Annotated in this window: 20 protein-coding genes, 1 CRISPR repeat array and 1 riboswitch; of the genes, 14 read left to right on the plus strand and 6 right to left on the minus strand. The window is 71.6% G+C overall.

The genetic code is table 11. The features are described from left to right. Positions 1–107: 107 nt before the first annotated feature. On the plus strand, positions 108–1,754 hold the full coding sequence (locus NT8_RS00845; RefSeq protein ID WP_067962851.1) for a phospho-sugar mutase: 1,647 nt from the start codon (positions 108–110) through the stop codon (positions 1,752–1,754). A gap of 164 nt (positions 1,755–1,918) precedes the next feature. Next, a CRISPR array of direct repeats spans positions 1,919–2,731; the repeat unit is 23 nt; unit sequence CCCGCGCACGCGGGGATGGTCCC. Positions 2,732–2,881: 150 nt separating this feature from the next. On the opposite strand, the gene NT8_RS00850 is transcribed toward NT8_RS00845, so the two are convergent. Continuing rightward, a complete protein-coding gene (locus NT8_RS00850) occupies positions 2,882–3,466 on the minus strand; it encodes a helix-turn-helix domain-containing protein (protein ID WP_067962854.1) in 585 nt (194 codons plus the stop codon). A 56-nt stretch (positions 3,467–3,522) separates the two neighbouring features. On the opposite strand from NT8_RS00850, the gene NT8_RS00855 reads away from it, so the two are divergent. The 6 genes from NT8_RS00855 (at position 3,523) to NT8_RS00880 (ending at position 7,997) form a co-directional block, all read left to right on the plus strand. Then, complete coding sequence (locus tag NT8_RS00855) at positions 3,523–4,506, plus strand: alpha/beta hydrolase family protein (RefSeq protein ID WP_084468539.1); 984 nt, start codon at positions 3,523–3,525, stop codon at positions 4,504–4,506. 197 nt (positions 4,507–4,703) lie between these two features. Further along, positions 4,704–5,180 carry a carboxymuconolactone decarboxylase family protein gene (locus tag NT8_RS00860; RefSeq protein WP_067962856.1) on the plus strand — a complete coding sequence of 159 codons (477 nt, stop codon included), beginning with the start codon at positions 4,704–4,706 and terminating at the stop codon, positions 5,178–5,180. A 130-nt stretch (positions 5,181–5,310) separates the two neighbouring features. Next, positions 5,311–6,240 (plus strand): RNA polymerase sigma-70 factor, encoded by a 930-nt coding sequence (locus NT8_RS00865; protein ID WP_067962858.1) that lies wholly within the window; start codon positions 5,311–5,313, stop codon positions 6,238–6,240. 80 nt (positions 6,241–6,320) lie between these two features. Then, the gene (locus NT8_RS00870) at positions 6,321–6,947 is read left to right on the plus strand and encodes a hypothetical protein (RefSeq protein ID WP_067962861.1); all 627 of its coding nucleotides are present in this window, start codon (positions 6,321–6,323) and stop codon (positions 6,945–6,947) included. Positions 6,948–7,243: 296 nt separating this feature from the next. After that, positions 7,244–7,310: riboswitch (guanidine-III (ykkC-III) riboswitch) on the plus strand. Between the two features lie 14 nt (positions 7,311–7,324). Further along, positions 7,325–7,639, plus strand: a complete 315-nt coding sequence (locus NT8_RS00875; RefSeq protein ID WP_067962864.1) for a DMT family transporter — start codon at positions 7,325–7,327, stop codon at positions 7,637–7,639. 1 nt (position 7,640) lies between these two features. Then, positions 7,641–7,997: a DMT family transporter gene (locus tag NT8_RS00880; protein WP_067962868.1), complete on the plus strand. Its 357-nt coding sequence runs from the start codon at positions 7,641–7,643 to the stop codon at positions 7,995–7,997. Between the two features lie 193 nt (positions 7,998–8,190). Here NT8_RS00880 and NT8_RS00885 read toward each other — a convergent pair whose 3' ends face one another. The 3 genes from NT8_RS00885 to NT8_RS00895 form a co-directional block, all read right to left on the minus strand. After that, entirely contained in the window at positions 8,191–9,345 is a 1,155-nt protein-coding gene (locus NT8_RS00885) for an epoxide hydrolase family protein (RefSeq protein ID WP_157515427.1), read from the minus strand. A 272-nt stretch (positions 9,346–9,617) separates the two neighbouring features. Beyond that, entirely contained in the window at positions 9,618–11,159 is a 1,542-nt protein-coding gene (locus NT8_RS00890) for a hypothetical protein (protein WP_169805174.1), read from the minus strand. Between the two features lie 531 nt (positions 11,160–11,690). Next, positions 11,691–12,962 carry a thymidine phosphorylase gene (locus NT8_RS00895; RefSeq protein ID WP_067962874.1) on the minus strand — a complete coding sequence of 424 codons (1,272 nt, stop codon included), beginning with the start codon at positions 12,960–12,962 and terminating at the stop codon, positions 11,691–11,693. A 1,577-nt stretch (positions 12,963–14,539) separates the two neighbouring features. Here NT8_RS00895 and NT8_RS29710 point away from each other — a divergent pair. The 3 genes from NT8_RS29710 to NT8_RS00910 all read left to right on the plus strand — a co-directional run bounded on the left by NT8_RS29710 (position 14,540) and on the right by NT8_RS00910 (position 16,869). Beyond that, positions 14,540–15,778 carry a serine/threonine protein kinase gene (locus tag NT8_RS29710; RefSeq protein WP_281203365.1) on the plus strand — a complete coding sequence of 413 codons (1,239 nt, stop codon included), beginning with the start codon at positions 14,540–14,542 and terminating at the stop codon, positions 15,776–15,778. Between the two features lie 162 nt (positions 15,779–15,940). Next, positions 15,941–16,300, plus strand: a complete 360-nt coding sequence (locus NT8_RS00905) for a hypothetical protein (RefSeq protein ID WP_067962877.1) — start codon at positions 15,941–15,943, stop codon at positions 16,298–16,300. 92 nt (positions 16,301–16,392) lie between these two features. Beyond that, entirely contained in the window at positions 16,393–16,869 is a 477-nt protein-coding gene (locus NT8_RS00910; RefSeq protein WP_157515428.1) for a hypothetical protein, read from the plus strand. A 169-nt stretch (positions 16,870–17,038) separates the two neighbouring features. On the opposite strand, the gene NT8_RS29065 is transcribed toward NT8_RS00910, so the two are convergent. Beyond that, on the minus strand, positions 17,039–17,194 hold the full coding sequence (locus NT8_RS29065) for a hypothetical protein (RefSeq protein ID WP_157515429.1): 156 nt from the start codon (positions 17,192–17,194) through the stop codon (positions 17,039–17,041). Positions 17,195–17,257: 63 nt separating this feature from the next. On the opposite strand from NT8_RS29065, the gene NT8_RS00915 reads away from it, so the two are divergent. Then, positions 17,258–18,070, plus strand: a complete 813-nt coding sequence (locus NT8_RS00915) for a phosphotransferase (protein WP_245645984.1) — start codon at positions 17,258–17,260, stop codon at positions 18,068–18,070. Positions 18,071–18,122: 52 nt separating this feature from the next. Here the strand turns inward: NT8_RS00915 and NT8_RS00920 are convergent, their stop codons facing one another. Beyond that, complete coding sequence (locus NT8_RS00920; RefSeq protein ID WP_084468540.1) at positions 18,123–18,566, minus strand: ATP-binding protein; 444 nt, start codon at positions 18,564–18,566, stop codon at positions 18,123–18,125. Positions 18,567–18,916: 350 nt separating this feature from the next. On the opposite strand from NT8_RS00920, the gene NT8_RS00925 reads away from it, so the two are divergent. The 3 genes from NT8_RS00925 (at position 18,917) to NT8_RS28230 (ending at position 20,485) form a co-directional block, all read left to right on the plus strand. Then, the gene (locus tag NT8_RS00925; protein ID WP_169805176.1) at positions 18,917–19,729 is read left to right on the plus strand and encodes a helix-turn-helix domain-containing protein; all 813 of its coding nucleotides are present in this window, start codon (positions 18,917–18,919) and stop codon (positions 19,727–19,729) included. Between the two features lie 125 nt (positions 19,730–19,854). Then, a complete protein-coding gene (locus tag NT8_RS31415; RefSeq protein WP_369406277.1) occupies positions 19,855–20,037 on the plus strand; it encodes a DUF397 domain-containing protein in 183 nt (60 codons plus the stop codon). A gap of 73 nt (positions 20,038–20,110) precedes the next feature. After that, positions 20,111–20,485, plus strand: coding sequence for a DUF397 domain-containing protein (locus NT8_RS28230; RefSeq protein WP_084468544.1), 375 nt, complete (start codon positions 20,111–20,113; stop codon positions 20,483–20,485). Positions 20,486–20,537: the final 52 nt, after the last annotated feature.

Here is a 20,537-nt window from a genome sequence, read left to right on the forward strand (position 1 = left end):
ACCCGGCCGTCGGCCCGCTCCGAGTCCGCCACCCGGCCGCGCACCGGCATCCCGGCCCCGGGCACCTCACGGGGCACCGCAACACGCACGGAAGGACGGCCCACGCCATGGGCGACACGCTGCACGACCAGGCCCGCGCCTGGCTGGCGCAGGACCCCGACCCCGCGACCCGCGACGAACTGCACGCCCTGCTCGACGCGGGCGACGACGCGGCGCTGGCCGACCGGTTCGGCACCCGCCTCCAGTTCGGCACCGCCGGGCTGCGCGGCGAACTCGGCGCCGGACCGAACCGGATGAACCGGGTCACGGTCATGCGCGCCGCCGCCGGGCTCGCCGCGTGGCTGGGAGCGGGGCGGACCGTCGTCATCGGCTACGACGCCCGCCACAAGTCGGCCGACTTCGCCCGCGACACCGCCGCCGTGCTCACCGGCGCGGGCCTGACGGCGCTGCTGCTGCCCGAGGCGCTGCCGACGCCGGTGCTCGCGTTCGCCGTCCGCGACCTGGGCGCCGACGCCGGGGTGATGGTCACCGCCAGCCACAACCCGCCGCGCGACAACGGGTACAAGGTGTACGTCGGCGGGTCGGGGCCGGACGCGGGCGCGCAGATCGTGCCGCCGGCCGATGCCGAGATCTCGGCGGCGATCGACGCCGCCGGGCCCGTCGACCGGCTGCCGCTTGGCGGCGGCGGAACCGTCCTCGGCCGGGAGGTGGTCGACCGCTACCTGGAGGCGGTGACCGCCCTGCCGATCGGCCCGGAGCGCGACATCACCGTCGCCTACACCCCGCTGCACGGCGTCGGCGGGGAGACCCTGCGGCGCGCCTTCGCCTGGGCCGGGTTCCCGCAGCCCGGCACGGTGATCGAGCAGGCCGAACCGGACCCCGACTTCCCCACGGTGGCGTTCCCGAACCCGGAGGAGCCGGGGGCGATGGACCTCGCCCTGGCGGCGGGCCGGGACCTCGGCACGGACCTCGTCATCGCCAACGACCCCGACGCCGACCGGCTGGCCGTCGCCGTCCCCGGGCACGGGCTGCTCACGGGAGACGAGGTGGGCGGGCTGCTCGCCGAGCACGTCCTGCGGTCCACGTCGGGGCCGGGGCGGGTGGTGGCCACGACCATCGTGTCGGCCGGGCTTCTGCCGAGGATCGCCGCCGCGTACGGGGTGCGGTGCGCCGAGACGCTGACCGGGTTCAAGTGGCTGGCGCGCGCGGCGGAGTCGGGGGAGCGGCCGGTGTTCGCCTACGAGGAGGCGCTGGGGTACTGCGTCGGCGGCGATGAGGGGCGGCCGGTCAACGACAAGGACGGGATCAGCGCGGCGCTGGCCATCGCGGCACTGGCGGCGGAGGCCAAACGGGACGGGCGCACGCTGCTCGACCTGCGCGACGACCAGGCGCGCCGATACGGGCTGCACCTCACCGGGCAGGTGGCGGTGCGGGTCTCCGCCCTGGACGCGATGACCGAGACGATGCGCCGGCTGCGCGCCGAACCGCCGAAGGCGTTCGGGCCCGCGCGGGTGGCGGAGGTGGTCGACTTCGCCCCGGGCGTGAAGGGGCTGCCGCCGACCGACGCGCTGCGCTACATCCTCGACGGTCCGGTGGAGGGGCGCGTGACCCTGCGCCCCTCGGGGACGGAGCCGAAACTGAAGGCGTACGTGGAGGTGGTCACCGACCCGGGCGACGACCTCGCCGCCGCCCGCACCCGCGCGACCGCCCACTTGGAAGGCCTGAAGGAGGCCGTGCGGGGGCTGTTCCCCTAGCCGGGTCGACGCTCTGACTGGTGGTTGGCCGAAGGACAACGGTGTCTGTCGGGTGCCTCGTCCGAGGTACCGTCCCGACATTGCCGCCCTATTTGTCCGAGTCGCCACTAGTTGCTAAAAACGGCGATGCCGTAGCCTGAACGCCCAGTTCAGCAAGGGTGCTCCCCGCGCACGCGGGGATGGTCCCCCGGAACCCGACCCGACCGCCGACCCGAACCCGTGCTCCCCGCGCACGCGGGGATGGTCCCGCCCCCGCGGTGGCCGCCGCTACGGCGATCCCGTGCTCCCCGCGCACGCGGGGATGGTCCCGAGCTGAGGGTGGCGACTCCGGCGCCGACCATGTGCTCCCCGCGCACGCGGGGATGGTCCCGGCGGGCGCACGGCCACCCCGACCGGCGGCGGGTGCTCCCCGCGCACGCGGGGATGGTCCCCCGGGTGCGCGCCCAGACGGAGAACCGCGTGGGTGCTCCCCGCGCACGCGGGGATGGTCCCAGCCCGGTCAACGCGGCGTTGTGGTTGTCGCGGTGCTCCCCGCGCACGCGGGGATGGTCCCTCAGGGCGATCGGCCCCGGCGGACTCTTCGCGGTGCTCCCCGCGCACGCGGGGATGGTCCCCCCCACGGCCGTGCGGGACCAGCGCCGGGTCGGTGCTCCCCGCGCACGCGGGGATGGTCCCGGTGGCTCACCGGTCGGGCTAGTCACTCTGCGGTGCTCCCCGCGCACGCGGGGATGGTCCTGACCGTCCCCAGCGACGACTTCACCGTGAGCGGTGCTCCCCGCGCACGCGGGGATGGTCCCGCCCTGACCAGGGCGTTCACTCACGTACAGGGGTGCTCCCCGCGCACGCGGGGATGGTCCCGCCGAGCGCGTCGCGTTCCGGCGCGGACGGGTGCTCCCGCGCACGCGGGGATGGTCCCCGGGGTGATCCGCCCCGCCGGGGCCGGTGGCGGTGCTCCCCGCGCACGCGGGGATGGTCCCACGGCAGGCCCAGGCCGCAGCCCCGCAGAGGGGTGCTCCCCGCGTCACGCGGCGGGGATGGTCCCCGGCTTGGCTTTCGCCGTTCCGCACGCGGTGCGTGCTCACCGCGCAGGCGGGGATAGGGGCGTGGGGCTGGGTGGGTGGCGTGGGTCAGGTGGGTGGGATAGGGGAGTTTTCGGTTGAGGGGATGTGGGCTTTCTCGGGGGGTGGGGGTGTGATGGGGAAGTGGATGGGGCTGATGAGGTACTGGGTGCGGTCGGGGGTCGGTTCGTTGGGGAGGTGCGGGGCGATCGCCATTCGCATGCCGTCGATCATCTGGTCCAGTTCCCCCGGGCTGAGCCAGACGGCGTGTTGGCGGTAGCCGACCTGGTCGGCCGCCGGGTCGGCCTCGTCGTTGCCCAGGTAGGTCTCGTACTCGGCCGCGAGGACGGCGAGGGCGGTGGTGAAGAGGCGCCGATGGTCGCCGCGCGATAGTGAGGCGGCGGTGTCGGCATCGATCGACGCGCGGTCGTTGCGGAGCCGGTAGCGCCGCTCGACCGCGCCGCGCACCCGCCGCTCCTCGGCCACCTCCAGGACGCCACCGGCCGCGAGCACGTCGACGTGCCGGTAGACCGTGGCCTTGGAGACGTCCGCGACGCGCTCACACAACTCGCCGGTCGTCAGCTCCCGCCCGCCGCGCAGCGCGTGGATCACCCGCAGCCGCACCGGGTGCGCCAGAAGTTCGAAGCCGTCCATCCCGTGATGATCTCATGGCGTGCTAACGTTCGCACATCTTGAGAAAGGTTGTGCCGATGCCCGACGCCGCCGCCCCCGAGGCCACGCCCGCCGCGTGGACTCCGCCGCCCTACACCGACCCGAGCCGCTTCACCGAGTACGACGTCACGGTCGGCACCGGCCCGTTCGCGGTCCCGGGCACCGTGAGCGTCCCGAAGGGCCGGGCGCCCGCCCCCGGTGTGGTGCTCCTCAGCGGCGGCGGACCCTTCGACCGCGATGCGACCATGGGGCCGAACAAGCCGCTGAAGGACCTCGCGTGGGGCCTCGCCGGGCGCGGGATCGCGGTGCTGCGCTTCGACAAGCCGACCCACGTCCACAGCGGGTTCGCGGCCGCCCCCGACCTGACCATGTCGCGGGAGTACGTCCCCTTTGCCGTCGACGCGGTCGCCCTGCTGGCGCGCCGCCCCGAGGTGGACGCCGAGCGGGTCTTCGTCGTGGGCCACAGCATGGGCGGCAAGGTCGCCCCGCTGGTCGCGGCCACTGACCCCGCCGTCGCCGGCCTGGTGGTCATGGCCGGCGACGCGCAGCCGATGCACCACGCCGCCGTCCGCGTCATCGGCTACCTCGCCTCGGTGGTCCCCGACCAGGTCCCGGACTCGCTCGTCGCGACCTTCACCCGGCAGGCCGCGCTCGTGGACGGCCCCGAGCTGACGCCCGCGACCCCGGCCTCGGACCTGCCGTTCGGCCTGCCCGCGTCGTACTGGCTCGAACTGCGCGACTACGACCCGGTGGCGACGGCCGCCGCGCTCGACAGGCCGATGCTGATCCTCCAGGGCGGACGCGACTACCAGGTCACGGTCGCCGACGACCTCGCCCGGTGGCGGGAGGGCCTGGCCGACCGCCCCGGCGTCGACTTCCGCGTCCATGACGCGGACGACCACCTGTTCTTCCCCGGCACCGGCCCGTCCACCCCGGCCGACTACGCGTCGCCGCAGCACGTCGGCCCGGCCGTGGTGACCGATATCGCCGACTGGCTGCTGCACCGCGCCCCGCTGCGATGATTCGGTGGGTGGTCGGGCGGTCCGCTGTCCGCCGGGATGAGGCGCGGATCGCCCTCGTCGCACGGGGAGCCGCCCCCGCGCTGGTAGGCCGCCCGCGGGTGGGAAGGGGAGACGCGGGTCACGTTCCGGCGTGTCACAGGGGATCGGGCCATCTCGTCTCAGGGGGTGAGTCACCGACGACCGCAAAGGAGCACATCATGACCGCGCGACTGGACTACTTCGCCAGCCCCTCCGCAGGCAAGGTCATCAAGTACCTCATGTCGGCGGGGCGGGCGCTCAAGGAGGGGCCGCTGCCGACCGCGACGCAGGAGCTGGTGTCGCTGCGCGTCAGCCAGATCAACGGCTGCGCCGTCTGCATCGACATGCACGCCAAGGAGGCGGTCGCCGCCGGCGAGACCCACGTCAGGCTGAACCTCGTCCCCGGGTGGCGGGAGGCCACGGTCTTCACCGAGGCCGAGCGCGCCGCGCTGTGGATCGCCGAGGAGGGCACCCGGGTCGCCGACGCCGGCGAGGGGATCAGCGACGAGGCGTGGGAGTACGCCCGCAAGCACTACGACGACGAGCAGCTCACCTTCCTGGTGGTCCTGGTCTCCATGATGAACGCCGTCAACCGGCTGAACATCCTCACCCGGCAGCCGGCCACCGGCGACTACCAGGCCGGACAGTTCCACTAGGGGGCGGCGGCCCTCCCGGTCCCCGGAGCCGGGAGGGCGGGCCCCCGCGCCCGGGCGCCGGGCCGGGCGGGCCCCCGGGCCGCCCGTGCCGATGAGGTGCGGGCGGCGGATCTCATGGAAGGGAAGTCGTGTGAGCAAGGCTGAGGAGTTCGAGGAGCTGCGCCCCCTGCTGTTCTCGATCGCCTACCGCATCCTGGGCAGCGTGAGCGAGGCCGAGGACGCGGTGCAGGAGACGTGGCTGCGTTTCGACGCCTCGACCACCCGCCCCGAGTCGACCAAGGCGTTCCTGTCGGCCGCGGTGACCCGCATCTCGATCGACGTCCTGCGGTCCGCCCGGGTGCGGCGCGAGGCGTACGTCGGCCCGTGGCTGCCCGAACCGCTGCTCAGCGACCCCTACCAGGACCCGGAGCGGTCGGCCGAGCTGGCCGACTCGGTCTCGATGGCGACCCTGCTGGTGCTGGAGCGCCTCAGCCCGCTGGAGCGGGCCGTCTTCCTGCTCCGCGAGGTGTTCGCCTTCGGGTTCGACGAGATCGCCGAGGCGGTGGACCGCTCGGAGGCGGCCTGCCGCCAACTCCTCGTTCGGGCGCGGCGGCACATGTCCGAGGGCCGACCGCGGTTCGCCGCCGACCGCCGCGAGCGGCGGGCGCTGGCGACGCGGTTCTTCGACGCGCTGAAGGACGGCGACGTGGACGCGCTGCGGGACCTGCTCGCCGCCGACGTGCACCTGGTCGGGGACGGCGGCGGCAAGACCCCGCAGCTCGCCAGGCCCGTCGCGGGTGCCGACAACGTGGCCCGGATGCTGAGCAAGGTCATCGCCCTGCTCACCCACGCCGACGTGGGCTTCGAACCGCGCGACGTCAACGGCCAGCCCGGTGCCATCTTCCGCGACCGCGACGGCAGGGTCCTGTACGCCTTGGCCCTCGACGTGCTCGACGGGCGCGTCCAGGCCGTCCACACGGTGGCCAACCCCGACAAGCTCGGCCACCTCGGCCCCGTCGCCGACGCCTGGGTGATCGACCGGGAGGTGAAGGCGGCCCGCCGGCGGACGCGTCGGCCGTAAGCCCGGATCCGGCACGGGCGCCCGGCGACAGCAGCGGGGCGCGGCCCCGGCCTGTGGGCGGGGACGGCTAGGGTGCGGCCATGGGCGACGGGACGTGGGCGGCACTCCAGGCGACGGACATCGCGGAGGTGCGCCGACGGGCGGCCGTCATCAGCGACTTCGTGGGCGTCGCCCCGCAGACCGTGCACGGGGCGGAGCGCCTGGCGTGGGTCGACTACGGCGGCCAGGCGGCCGTCTGGTTCTTCGCGCCCGAGGGCCTCGCCCTGCTGCTGACGTTCGACCACGAGTCGGACCTGAACCTGTGCGGCGACGCCGACTTCGCCGCGCAGCGGGCGCTCTACGACGGTGTTCCCGAGGATCTGCTGCGCTTCGTCCGCGACCCCGCCGACAACCACGAAACCCCCGTCGTCAAGGACCCGGAGACGGGCGGGCACCTGCAGTGCGCCGGCGGCGTGTTCTGGTTCGACGGCGAGCGGTGGGCGGTGGCCGACGGCATGTTGGACTACTGCGAGGCCGAGGACATCGACCTGGACGAGTCCGGTTTCGAACACGCCATGGGCGACTACCTGTTCGGGCGAGAGTTCACCCCGGAGGCGTTCGTCGCGCGCCGCGACGCGTTCGGCTACTACGCGAACGACGCGAACGGCGCGAGCCGCAGAGCCGCCGACCTCGCGGAACTCCGCGACCTCATCGCCCGCCACGCGTGACCGCCCCTGCGGCGCGGCCCACCGCCCGGCGCGGGCCGCTCGCTCCGATGCGGCCGCCGGCGCTATGGCCTTACGGGGGATCGCCCCGTAAGGCCACTGCTCCGGCGGAGGGGGACGCGGGCAGAGAGGTCGTCCCACCCTCACCCTCGCCGTGTGTGCACGAGCACGACGGCCCGCCTCCGCGCGCGGCACCGCCGACGCTCCTGCCCCTGCCGGGGCATCTCGAAGCTCGGGTGAGCCGTGGTGTGTCGCCTCACTCTTTCGGCTACGGACAGCGACGATGGGCTATGTTGAGGCCGGGGTCCCTCCCACGGGCCCGCGGACGAGGGAGCCGTACCCGCACCACGACAAGACGGCCTCGAAAGGGGTATCCGTCCATGGCGTGGTTCGTCCTCGTCGTCTCCGGCGTCCTTGAGGCCGTGTGGGCCACGGCGCTGTCCGAGTCCCGGGGGTTCACCCGGCTCCGCCCGACCGTGCTCTTCCTCGTCTCCCTGCTGTTGTCCATGGCCGGTCTGGCCTGGGCCATGACCTCGCTGCCCACGGGCACCGCTTACGCGATCTGGGTCGGCATCGGGGCCTCCCTCACCGTGCTGTGGGGGTTCTTCGCCGGCAAGGACCGGGCCACCTGGGGCAAGTGCCTGCTCCTGGTCCTGCTCGTCGGCTCCATCATCGGCCTCAAGGCGGTGAGCTGAGATGCCGTGGATCGTCCTGCTCATCAGTGCGGTGTTCGAAGCGGTGTGGGCCACCGCCATGGGGAAGTCGGAGGGGTTCACCCGGCTGGAGCCCAGCGCCGTCTTCCTCGTGGCCCTGATCATCAGCATGGTGGGCCTGGGCTGGGCCGCCAAGCACATCCCCATCGGCACCGCCTACGCCGTGTGGGTCGGCCTGGGTGCCGCGCTGACGGTCGTGTACGCCATGGCCACCGGCGACGAGAGCGCGTCCGCGTGGAAGGTCGTGTTCCTGGCGGGCATCATCGCCGCGGTCGTGGGGCTGAAACTCGTCCCCGGCGGGAAGCCCGCCGATACCGCCACTGAGCCCGCCGCCGACTGACGCCCGGGGTGGGGCGGGCGAGGCGCCCGGGGGCGCCTGCCCGGCCGTTCCGCCCGTACCCGGCCCGGGAGCGGGGCCCGCCGGGCGCGTCCGGCGGCCCGTCCCGCCGGCGCGACCGGCACCCGCCGGGGCCGGGCGCCCGTCCTCGCCCGGCCCCGGCGGACCCCCCGAACGGGCCCTCACGGACCCGCCGTCAGCCCGCCCCGCGCAGGTCGGCGGTGAACGCGCGGATGTCGTCCACCAGCAGGTCCGGGGCCTGAAGCGAGGCGAAGTGCCCGCCCCGGTCGTACTCCGTCCACCGGACGACGTTGTTCGAGCGCTCCGCCACCGCGCGCAGGGTGATGTCACCCGGGAACACCGCGACCGCCGTCGGCACGTCCGTCCGCTCCCCGCCGTAGAACCCGTCGCCCGCCTCCTTGTACAGCCGGGCCGCCGACGCCGACGTGCGCGTCAGCCAGAAGATCGTCGCGTCCGTCAGGATCGCGTCGCGGTCGACCGGCACAAGGGCGCTCTTGGTGGGGTCGTAGTCGACGAACCACTCCAGGTTCCACGCCAGCATCCCCACCGGCGAGTCGGTGAGCGCGTACCCGATGGTGTGCGGCCGGGTGGAGTGCACCGTGGCGTAGCCCGACCGCTCCGCCCACTCCGCGTCCCACGCGGACATCCGTGCGATCTCCTCCTCGGTCAGCCCGGCGGTGGGGTCCTCGCTCTGCCAGTCGACCGCCATCACCAGCGCGTTCACGTGCACGCCCATGACGTGCTCGCGGTCGACCCGCCCCAGCTCCGGCGACAGCATCGACCCGAAGTCGCCGCCCTGCGCCACGTAGCGGTCGTAGCCGAGCCGGCGCATCAGCTCCGCCCACGCGCGGGCGATGCGCGACAGGTTCCACCCGCGCTCCCGGGTGGGGCCGGTGAACGCGAACCCGGGCACCGACGGCGCCACGACGTGGAATGCGGGCGCGCCCTCGGCGCCGTGCGCGCGCGGGTCGGTCAGCGGGCCGATGACGTCGAGGAAGTCGGCGACCGTGCTCGGCCAGCCGTGCGTCATGACCAGCGGGATCGCGTCGGGCTCGGGCGACCGGACGTGGAGGAAGTGGATGTCCTGCCCGTCGATCCCGGTGGTGAACTGCGGCAGCGCGTTCAGCCGCCGCTCCTGGGCGCGCCAGTCGAAATCGTGGCGCCAGTAGCGGACCAGGTCGCGCAGGTGGTCGGCGTCGACGCCGTAGTCCCACCCGGCCCCGGGCAGGTCGTCGGGCCACCAGGTGGCGTCCAGCCGCCGGTGCAGTTCATCGAGGTCGGCCTGCGGGATGTCGATACGGAAGGGATGGATGTCCTCGCTGTCGCTCATGTCCGGAACGGTAGGAGCCGTTGCGGCCACAGGGTGGCCGCAAGGGTCGCGGCCGGATGCCGTATCGGTGCGGGTGCGGGTGCGGGTGCGGGGGACGTGTGGACGGACATCCGTCGCCGCCCCTTCGGAGAGGGGTGGGGCGGTCCGACCTCACTCGTGCCGCTCGTCCCGCGCTCGCAGCAGGATGCGGTGCACCGCGTGCTACTGCGCTTCACGCGTGATGCCGCGGCCCGCGGGGCCCGGAAGAACGCCCGCGGGCCATTGAACGAGAGTCACGTCCACCTGTTGAGTCGGTAGGTCTCGCGCTTCCAGGTGAACGTTCCCCCGTCGCGCGGCCATCCTGAATCCGGGTCGTAGTGGTCGGCCGCGCACTGGGCCGCATCCTCGTAGAACGCGGCCGCCCCTCCCGGCTTGTTGTACGGCGGATTGTTGTGCGGCTCGGGGCGGGGCTGGTACTCGGTGGCCGAGTCGGCCACCCCTTGGACACTGATGCCGAGACGCCGCGCCCCCTTCCTGATCTCCCAGTAGTCGAACGTGCGGCCGCCGGACTCGACTTGCCCGCGGATGTTGACGGGCCCCACGACCGCCCACTCAGTCGGGTCGATCGGATCGGGGGCCTGGAAGGAGCGGGCGATGTGGACGCCGGGCACGGTGACCTCCCAGCGCAGCACCTCGTCGTCGGGGACGGGCTTGCCGTTCTCCGCGCGCACCAGCGAGTACACGTCGCGGCGCTCCCAGTCCGCGATCGCATACGCCTTCCCGTCGTTGGACGGATACGTGGTCTCATACGTCTCGGATTTGCTGTAGGACTCCTCCCACTGCGTGGTCGTGGACACCGAAAGGCCGTAAGCCACGGTGCCACTGACGTTCACCCCGATGCCCTTGAAGGAGAACCCCGCCTCGGCCGTGACGGAGATGTTGAGATTATTTTCGATGGTCTGCGACGTCGACTTGGTGACCCCGTAGTCGTAGGTGACCGAATGCAACTGCTGGGAGAACCCGTCGTAGGTCGCGAATTTGGTGCGCTTCCACTGGGAATAGCGGCGCAGCATGTAGTACGGGCTGTTGCGCATCTTCCACGCCAGGTCGCGGTCGCCGTCCTTGACCACGGCCGCCGGCAGCGGCGTCTCACCGATGAACTTCAGGTCGGTCCGCTCCCACGGCTCGTCCAGCGAGGTCTGCTCCGGCGGCGCACCGTAGTCGGGGTGCTTGGGCGCTGTGCGCGGGCGCCGCACCGCGGGGGACGTGTACTTCTCCGGCTTGGGCCACAGATCCCACAGGAAAGGATTGTTCTCCTGCTTTGTCGAAAGCAATTCGAGTGTAGACGGGAAGGTGTCGTCCAGTCGGCCGGTCCAGTGAAGGTATTCGTAGGTGTCCCGGTGCTTGATGTAGAACGTCCCGACAGGCCCTTCCTCGAACTTCCACTTGGGGAGTTCGGCGCCTTGCGTGTATGTCCTCATGACGGCGAGGGTGTTATCGCCGAACTTCATTCGGTCCAGGAAGGTCCCCTTGTCGGCGTCCCCGATCCACCACAGCGTCTTTTCGGGGTTGAGCGGGCTGATGTGAAAGAACCCGCCGCCTTTCTCCTTCTCCTGGAGTTCCATGGCGAAGGAGTTGAGCTGCGAGCGCCACCGGCCGGTGAAGATGTAGCCGGCGCCGTGACTTTCGATCCACAGGGCCGTGCCGAGGTACTGCTCGGAGTCGCCGGGTGTGCCGTACAGAGCCAGTTGGGCTTGGAGGGCCCGTGCGGCCTCGGCGTTGTGGCCGTCGGAGCTGTCGGTGGACTGGGCGGGGACCGGCGTGGTCGTGTCCATGGCGTCCTCCAGGGTCTGGTCGTCGGGTGCCGAGGGCAGCGCCTGACCGGGCGAGAGGGCGGGCATGCGCGGTTGGCCCAGACCTGGACCGTTGTTGGAGTTGCGCAGGCGCGGACGCCTTTCGCGGCTCGTGAACCGGGTGGCCGTACCTGGTGCAGACGTACTGCGTGGACGCCAGGTGGTCGGCCCAGTTGTGGCCGAACGACTTGGCCCACCGGGCGGAAGTGCCGCCGTAAGTCGTGCTTCACGCGTCGTCGGCAGACTGGTCCTCGATGAGGGCACCCGGCATCGGGGGAAGCGTGAGGTAGGTGCCGTGGCTGTTGCGGCGGAACTGGTCGGTGGTCGGCTCCACGATACGGGTCAATGGGTGAGCGCAAAGGCGGACCAGGGCCAACCCCGTGATGCGCACGCCGCGCGGCAGGGCCGGGGTCGTTGAGGCGGTGCCGCAATTGCCGGTGGTGCCGGCCCTCCGGCGGGACGGCCGCCGGGGGGGGGACCGGGGCGTGGGGCACGGGCCCGGGGCGGTGCGGGTCAGGCGATGCGGTCGATGATCAGGGGGAGGCGGTCGACCGGGGTGTCGATGGTGTAGCAGGTCGACAGCCCTTCGGCCGCGCGCGGGATGCGGTCGGGGTCGTCGGTGTGCAGGGTGAACAGCGGCTCGCCCTCGCGCACCTCCTCACCCGGCTTGGCGTGCAGGGTGACGCCCGCCCCCGGCGAGACCGGGTCCTCCTTGCGGGCGCGCCCCGCGCCGAGGCGCCACGCCGCGACCCCCACCGCGTGGGCGTCCAGGGTGGTCAGCGTGCCCGACGCCGGGGACGCGATCACGTGGCTTTCGGCGGCCTCGGGCAGCGGGGCGTCCGGGTCGCCCCCCTGGGCGTGGATCATCCGCCGCCAGGCGTCCATCGCCGTGCCGTCGCGCAGCGCGTCGGCCGGGTCCTTGGCGCCCTCCAGCCCCGCCGCCGCCAGCATCTCCCGGCCGAGGGTGACGGTCAGCTCCACGACGTCGTCCGGCCCGCCGCCCGCCAGCACCTCCAGCGCCTCCGCCACCTCCAGGGCGTTGCCCACCCGGTTGCCCAGCGGGGCGTCCATCGCGGTCAGCAGGGCGACCGTGCGCACCCCGTTGTCGTTGCCGATGCCGACCATGGTGCGCGCCAGCTCGCGGGCGGAGCCGGCGTCCTTCATGAACGCCCCCGACCCCACCTTCACGTCGAGGACGAGCGCGCCCGTCCCCTCGGCGAGCTTCTTGGACATGATGGAGCTGGCGATGAGCGGGATCGACTCGACCGTCCCGGTGACGTCGCGCAGCGCGTACAGCTTCCGGTCGGCCGGGGCGAGGCCGCTGCCCGCCGCGCACACCACCCCGCCCACGTCGGCGAGGATCTTGCGCATCTCGGCCGGGGAGAGTTCGGCCCGCCACCCCGGCACCGACTCCAGCTTGTCCAGGGTGCCGCCGGTGTGGCCGAGGCCGCGCCCGGAGAGCTGCGGCACGGCCGCCCCGCACGCGGCGACGGCCGGGGTGAGGGGGAGGGTGATCTTGTCGCCGACGCCGCCGGTGGAGTGTTTGTCGGTCGTGGGCCGGGGGAGGTCGGTGAAGTCGAGCCGGTCGCCCGAGCGCAGCATCGCGTCGGTCCAGCGGGCCACCTCGGCGCGGGTCATGCCGCGCCACAGGATCGCCATGTTGAGCGCCGCCATCTGCTCGTCGGCCACCTCGCCACGGGTGTAGGCGTCGATGACCCAGTCGATCTGATCGGGGGTCAGCTCGCCGCCGTCGCGCTTGGTGACGATGATGTCGATGGCGTCCATCCGGCTCCTTCGGCTCTCCCGGGCCACGGCGCGCGGATGCCACGGCGGCGGCGGGGTGCGGTGGGCGGTCTGCCCGGAAGGCCACCGTATGACATGAGAGGTCGCTTTTCACGGACCGTGCCCGCGGCCGGGGCGCCGCGGACGGGAGACCGCAGGCGGCGGGGCGGACGTGGCATTGCGGCGCGGGGGCGCCCCGGCGATCCTGGTGCCCCGGTGGACTGACGGCCCGGTGCCCTGGTGCCTCGATGGCCTCCGGCGCCGGACGAGCCGGCCCTCGGGGCGGGGGTGCGAGGGCGGTCAGGGCCCCGTCGTCCCGCGTGTTGAGCGAACGCTAGATGTCAGTGGAAACGAACGTTGGCGTCAGTGGCGGCGAACGGAAGATGTCAGCGGTCTGCGGGATCGAGGGCGGGCGCGAGGCTGAACGCGACGTCGGGGTGCAGCTCCAGGGCCGCGCCGTCGCGGCTGCACACCGCGTAGCCCCGCTCGACCAGGCGCCGCGCGGGCTCGGCGGCGGCCGCGACCCGGCGCCCCTCCGCCTCCCGCCGGAGTCCTCGGTCCCTTCGAGGATGAGACGGCGAAGCGGCGCTTGTCCGGCGAACGCCGACATCGGCCCCTGCGGCCGACACCTGGTGCAGAGCGGGGCCGCTGACATCCGGCCGCAGACGCTCACCGTGGGAGTCGTCGGTCGGAGGCCAGCGGCGGATCTGCGCCAGATGTCAGTGGGCCGGCGCCCGGCCAGCCCGGGTCACTGGTCCGGTGCCTCTTCCTCCTCGCGGTTCTGCTCCGAACCGGGGCCGGACCCGGGGCCTGGCCTTGGGTCCGACGAACGACAGCACCAGGAGGACCAGGGCGACCGGCGGCCCGAGATAGAGCAGGACGAAATGGATGGGCTGTTCGAAGAAGACCAATGGCCCCGGTCCCACCGTCTGACTGGCGACGAGCCAGATCGGGACCCAGTACAGGAGCGCGAAGCGTGCGTGTCTGCGCGTCATGGCCGTCACCGTAGAGCCTCCGGCCCCGCCGCGCGCGATGATTGGCCGTACACGACCGCCCGCGCCCCAGCTCGCGGCCTCGGCCACCCCGCCGCCAACCGGACGTGCGGCTGGGTCGAATTCGAGGCACTCGCGCCGATTTCAATGACATCTGGCGCAGATCCGCCGCTGACGTTCGACCGACGACTCTCAGGGTGCGAAGGGGCGCCGCAGGGCGGGCGCCGGGCTGACCCCGCTGATAAGCGCGTTCACCGGAAGCCAGGACCAGGGCCAGCGGGGCGTTCCGGGCCGAGCGGCTAGACCACTCCGCGCGGTCGGATTGGCCTACCTCCTGACCTGCGGAAACTTCACGGCAGGCGCCGACCGGGACGGCGGGCGTGAGCGCACACCCCGGTCACGGACGGTTGCTGACATCTCGTGACCGATTCACTGACATTCCCGTGACCGTCAACACGTTGCCTGTCGGTGGCGGCGAACGGAAGATGTCAGCCTTCACCGCTACCTCGCGGAGGTAGGCTCCGCAGTCATGCCAACAGGGGAGGCGTAGCAGTGAGAGACCAACTTCTCGGGGGCCGCTACCGGTTGGTGCGAGAGCTCGGCGAGGGTGGCATGGGGCAGGTATGGGAGGCGCAGGACGAGACGCTGGAGCGTCCCGTCGCCGTCAAGCTGATCTCCCAGCTCGCCGGTGGCGGAAGCCACGGCGACGAGGCGCGCGCCAGGTTCCTGCGCGAGGCACGGATCACCGCTCGACTACAGCACCCCAACAACGTGACCATCCACGACCTCGGTGAGACCGGCACGGGGAATGACCGTGTCCCCTTCCTGGTGATGGAGATGGTCCGCGGCGAGGGCCTGGACGTGGTGTTGAGCCGCGGTGCCGTCGCTCTGCGGGACGTGGCCCGGTGGGGCATACAGATTTGTGAGGCGCTCGCCGACGCGCACAAAGCCGGGGTCATGCACCGGGACATCAAGCCGTCCAACGTCTTCGTCACCCCCTCCGGCGTCGTAAAGGTCCTCGATTTCGGCATTGCGAAGGCAGCCGATTCCATCGCGACCCGGGTCACCAGGACGGGCTTCATCGTGGGCACACCCGCGTACATGGCCCCTGAACAGGCACGCGGCTACCCAGAACCCAACAGCGACTTGTACGCCCTGGGCTGCCTTCTCTTCGAGCTGATCACAGGCCGACTGCCGTTCCAGGCCCCCGATACCATGGGCTACCTCACCGCGCACTCCACCCAGCAGCCGCCCGCGCCCAGCTCGGTGGCCGAGGGTGTCCCGCCCGACTGGGACGATCTCGTGCTGACCCTGCTCGACAAGGACCCCGCCCGGCGGTACCCGGATGCCGCCGCCCTTGCGCAGGCGCTGCGGCAACTCGACAGTGGTCCGCTGGGCCCGTTCCACATCTGGACGTTCGCCAACAGGAGCCTGGACGTCTGGGGCGTCAGCACCGCGGACCATACGCGGATCGTCCAGCACAGTTGCCACGGCGGGCCCAACCAGCAGTTCACCTTTCACCCAACAGGTGACGGGTTGTACGAGATCAGGACGTTCGCCGGCAAGTGCCTGGACGTCCAGGGTGTCAGAACCGATGACTTCGCGCCGATCGTTCAGTACAGCCGCCACGGTGGTCCGAACCAGCGGTTCTCCCTTCACCCGGTCGGCCAGGGCCTGTTCGAGATCGGGACGTTCGCCGGCAAGCGGCTGGACGTCCATGAGATCCGCACCGACGACCATGCGCCGATCGTTCAATACACCCGTCACGGCGGCCCGAACCAGCTTTTCCGCCTTGTGCTGGTTGGCTCGGAGAACCTGCCTGAGTAGCAGTGTTGGGGCGGGGCATGGAGAACGCGGCCTGCCCACGCTGCTACACCCCGTCTTCGGTGAGGTGTGAGGGGCCTGGTGTAGCTACTCACCGGCCACGTGTGCAGCGGACTCCAGTCATCCGTGCAGACGACTTCGGAAACTGACAACTAGCCTCGGCCCATGGCGATGACGAAGGAAGGACGTTCCGCGCTGGCCCGCGTCCGGGGCGTCGTGCGGGCCGGCGGCGCGGTCCTGGGTCCCGAGGGGCTCGACATGTGGCGGCCCAAGGGGTGCGAGGAGTACATGGCCGGGGCCGAGGAGATCAGCGCGGCCCTGGCGTGCTCGGCGTCGCCCACAGCGTCGTCATCGCGCGGCGCCCCTCCCACCGCTCCTCCCGGACCCCCGGCGGTGGGGTGGCTGGTCCGGGTGGAGTGGGCGCACCTGCCCGTTCTGCGCGAGCGGATGCCGACCGCGCTCGATCCCCTCATCGAGGCCGTGGGCGGCAGCGGCGCTCCGGCGACGAGCGGATCGCCCCACTGACATTTTTCGTTCGCTCAACACCGCGCTCTCCTCCTGGCGCCCGGTGGGGCGTCGATGGCAGGATGGCGGCATGAATCAGCGACGAAAGGCCCATGCCGCGTAGGCGATCCCGCGCGCTGCGCGCCGCACAGGAACCGCTCCCCGTCTGGACGCCCCGGCCGCCCGACCGCATCCCCGGCCTGCCCGCCGACGTCCGTCGGCTCCTCCACCGCATCGAGGCCCGGAGCCCCGACCCCGGCGTCTTCCCCGGCGCCACCGCGCTGGCCCTGCGCCGGTACCGGGAATTCCTCGGCCCGGCCGGACCGCACCACCGGTTCCGGTACCCGGCGACGGCGGGCTGCCCGGCTCCGGCGTGCGCGCTGGACGACGTCACCCACGCCCGCGACGTGCTGGAGGACATGCTCCTCGCCCTGCCGCCGGGCCGCCCGCGCGCGGAGCTGCGCCGGCTGATCCGCCCCCTGGACGCCGACTTCACCCGCCGCACCCTGCCCAACCCGCTCCATGTCCCCGACCGCCGCCCCCGGCGCCCGGACCAGTGGTGGCACGGCCGGATCTACCAGAGCTTTTGAGGGGCCCGTTCTCCCGACGACCTCGGCGTTGCAGGGCTATCAAGCGGCACCGATAGCGGGCACCCGGGGCGAACGTGCCGCTGCCGCCCGCTCCGTGCGGGCGGCAGCGATCTGGAGCAGCGGGGAAGCCGTACCGCCTTGCGTGGCCAGTAGGCTGCCGTGGCAGCCGCTAGACCGAACCGTCGCACCAGCCGGCACTGTTGCCGCAGCCGCATGAGCACTGCAGGGCGGCCTTGGTGTTGTCGTCGTCGGCCTCGTGAGCCCCCGTGTACTCGGTGATCGAATGCTCCATCACTCTTTTCCGCCTTTCGATCGATTTGGCCATCACACGGGCTGCTAGCATCTCCCGGAAACCCGATATCGGCAATGGTGGTACCCGTTGATTCGCATGACGGAACAGCATTTCGAGAACGCCCTTGGCCGACTCTCCCTGAAAACCGCGGGGCCCGTCCGAATTGGGCTACTCAGTGCCACCGTTTCCGGTCGCGCGGAAACCGTGGAGCAGGACGTGCGGTGGGTGCGGGTCGCCCCCGTACCCGACTCCAGTGTGTGGCTGCGCCCCGACGCCATCGGTGAGGCCCAAGTGCTGCGGGACCGGGTGCCCATGCCCCGGCTTCTCGACCGTGCCGCGTGGGAGGAGCCCGACACCGAGACCGGGACGATGCGGACGGTGCGGGCCGACGTGTTCGAGTACGTCGATGCCGCTCCGGTATCCGCTGACCCGGTGATCAAGGCGGCCCCGCAGGTGCCCGACCGGTGGTGGGATCAGCTCCGCGGCGCCCACGACTCCATTCGGGCGTTCCCCGGGGCCGGCCCGGGGCGGGCCAAGCGCGGGGTGCTGGCGCGGGTGCGCCGGTTGGCGGGGGACCGCATCGACACGGCCGGGATGCGGTGGGAGCCGGCTCACGGCGACCTGCACTGGGCCAACCTCCTCTCTTCACCGGAACTGGTAGTCACGGATTGGGAGGGGTATTCGTGGGCGCCCGCCGGGCTCGATGCCGCCACTCTCCTCGCTTTCAGCCTGGCCCACCCGCCGACCGCCGAACGCGTCCGCGAGATGTTCGACCGGGAATTGTCCGGTGAGCCGGGTCGAATGGCGCAGGTGTATGTAGCGGCATTCTTGGAGAGCGCCATCCGCCGAGGTTTCCACGCCGATCTGGCCGGGCCGCTACGCGAGCACGTGCGCGGCCTGCTCCGGTAGACGGAGGGCGAAGACGGTCGGCCCCCGCTGCGGGGCAGCGGGGGCCGGCGGGCTACCGCTCCGTGGGGGAGGGGAGGGGGAGGACCCGGGCCAGGGGTGGGGCCTTCCAGGTGAGGGTGTAGAACACCCCGTTGCGTTCGGCCACGAGGAGGCCCCAGGTCTCCGCGAAGGCGTCGATGAGGGCGAGCCCCCGGCCGCGCACCTCGTCCGGGGTGAGCGGGCGGACGATCGGGACGGTGGCGGCGCCGCCGTCGTCCTCGCAGGCGACCGTGAGAGCGCCGTGGCGGAGCCGCGCCCGGACGGTGAACTTCCCGCCGCGCCCGCTGTCGGTGTAGCGGAGTGCGTTGGTGGCGGCCTCGGAGAGCAGGAGGACCGCCGTCGCGGCGAGGTCGTCCGGCATCCCGGCTTCCGGGTGGGCGGACACGATGCCGTCCAGCCACCGCCGCGCCTCCCGCACCTGGTCGGCCCGACCGGGGAACGTCTGTGAATAGCGCACCGGTTCACCCCTTTCCGGTGGTGTGTGCCGCCCGGGAGCAGGAGCATTTCGGGCGAATGCGATGGAATATGTAGGGCCGGACCATTGATGCCGTGCGAAGGCGGCGAAGGGTGTGCCGGTTTCCGGTATTCTGCACAGGTCCTCCCTGCTGCTTCAGGTTGAGGGCGAAGGCCCTGCGCTGGTGCCCATCACCGCGCAGGGCCGCTTGCGTAGCGGTATGAGTGAGGCTCCCTGAGTCCCTGACCAGGCTCGCAGCTTCCGCCCCGGGAATGAACGGCAATCACCATTGAGGGAAAACGGTCACTGAAAAAGATATGCGAAGTGATCTTCCGGCGCTATACAGTGATCGCATGGAGAAAGCGCCCCCCTCGGTCCAGGCGAGGTTCGGCAGGGAGGTCCGTCGATGGCGCACGCAGCGGGGTATGTCGCAAGGGGATCTGGCCAGCGCGGTTCATCTGGCCCAGTCGATGGTCAGTGCTATCGAGTGCGGTAGGAAGCAGACGAATCAACTGCATATCGAGCGGATCGACACAGCCCTTAACACCGGCGGCGCCTTGAAGGAGTACTGGGCCGCGCTGCGGCAGTCGACGGGTGTGGCCGACTACTTCCGCGACGTCGTTCCGCTGCACGAGCGGGCCGAGCAGATTCGCGGCCACAACCTTCTGCTCGTTCCGGGGCTACTGCAGACGGAGCAGTATGCCCGGACGATCTTGAGAGCGGGTGACGCCGTGCCCTCGGATGAGCACGTCGACGCCCTGGTCCAGGCGAGGATAGAGCGCCAGACCCTTCTAGATAGCGTGCGGGCACCCCTGTTCATATCCGTGATCGATGAGGCGGCCCTGTGCCGTCCGATCGGCGGAAAGCAGGTCATGCGGGAACAGTTGGACCGGCTCCTGGCGATGTCGCAGCGTAGCCGGGTGATCATCCAGGTCGTCCCGCTGGCGACCGAGCACCCCCCGGCCCTCGACGGCGGCTTCCAGCTCATCAAGGTCCCGGACGAAGGAGAGATCCTCTACCTGGAGACCCGGCTGACGGGAAGCCACATCCACGCGCCGGATGCTGTGGAGACGTACGCCAGACTGTTCGAAAGCCTGCGTGGTGTGGCTCTGCCGGAGGGCGCATCGCGAGACGTTATCGCGCGTTACATACGGGAGTTCGATTGAATACGTCGTGGCAGACGAGCACGTACAGCAACCAAGGGGGAGGGGAGTGCGTCGAGACGCGGCTCTCCGTGGTGCGCTGGAGCAAGAGCAGCCGTAGCTCCGCGCAGAGCCCCAACTGCGTGGAGGTGGGCGAGACGTGGCACAAGAGCAGCTACAGCGCTCCACAGAACGCCAACTGCGTCGAGGTGACCGAGTCGCCGCGTGAGGTGTTGGTGCGGGATACGCAGAACCGGGGCGACGGGCATCTCGCGTTCTCGGCCGTCGAGTGGGCCGCGTTCGTGCGGTCGGCGAAGGCCCGAGGGCTTTAGCGACGACGCGCTCTCCCGTGACGTGCGAAGGCGCATCCCGTGATCGGAACCGCCGGATGAGAGGCGATCTCATATGAGCGACGACGGCTGGCGAAAGAGTAGTTTCAGTGCGCCTCGGAACTCCAACTGTGTGGAGGTCTGGGAGTCATGGCGGACTAGCAGTTACACCAACCATGGTGGAGGCAACTGCGTCGAGACGCGGCTCTCCGTGGTGCGCTGGAGCAAGAGCAGCCATAGTGCCGCGCAGAACGCCAACTGCGTGGAAGTGGGCGAGGCGTGGCGCAAGAGCAGTTACAGCAATGACACAGGTGGCGAGTGCGTCGAGGTGGCCGAGACGCCGCGTGAGGTGTTGGTGCGGGATACGCAGAACCGGGGCGACGGGCATCTCGCGTTCTCGGCCGTCGAGTGGGTCGCGTTCGTCAAGGGAACCAGGGAGGGCGCGCTGTAGCGACGGTGAAGGGCTCCCCCGCTTGTGCGGGGGAGCCCTTCGTGTGTCCTAC

The sequence above is a fragment of the Nocardiopsis trehalosi NBRC 14201 genome (assembly GCF_001552555.1).
GTDB classification, from domain to species: Bacteria; Actinomycetota; Actinomycetes; order Streptosporangiales; family Streptosporangiaceae; genus Nocardiopsis_B; species Nocardiopsis_B trehalosi.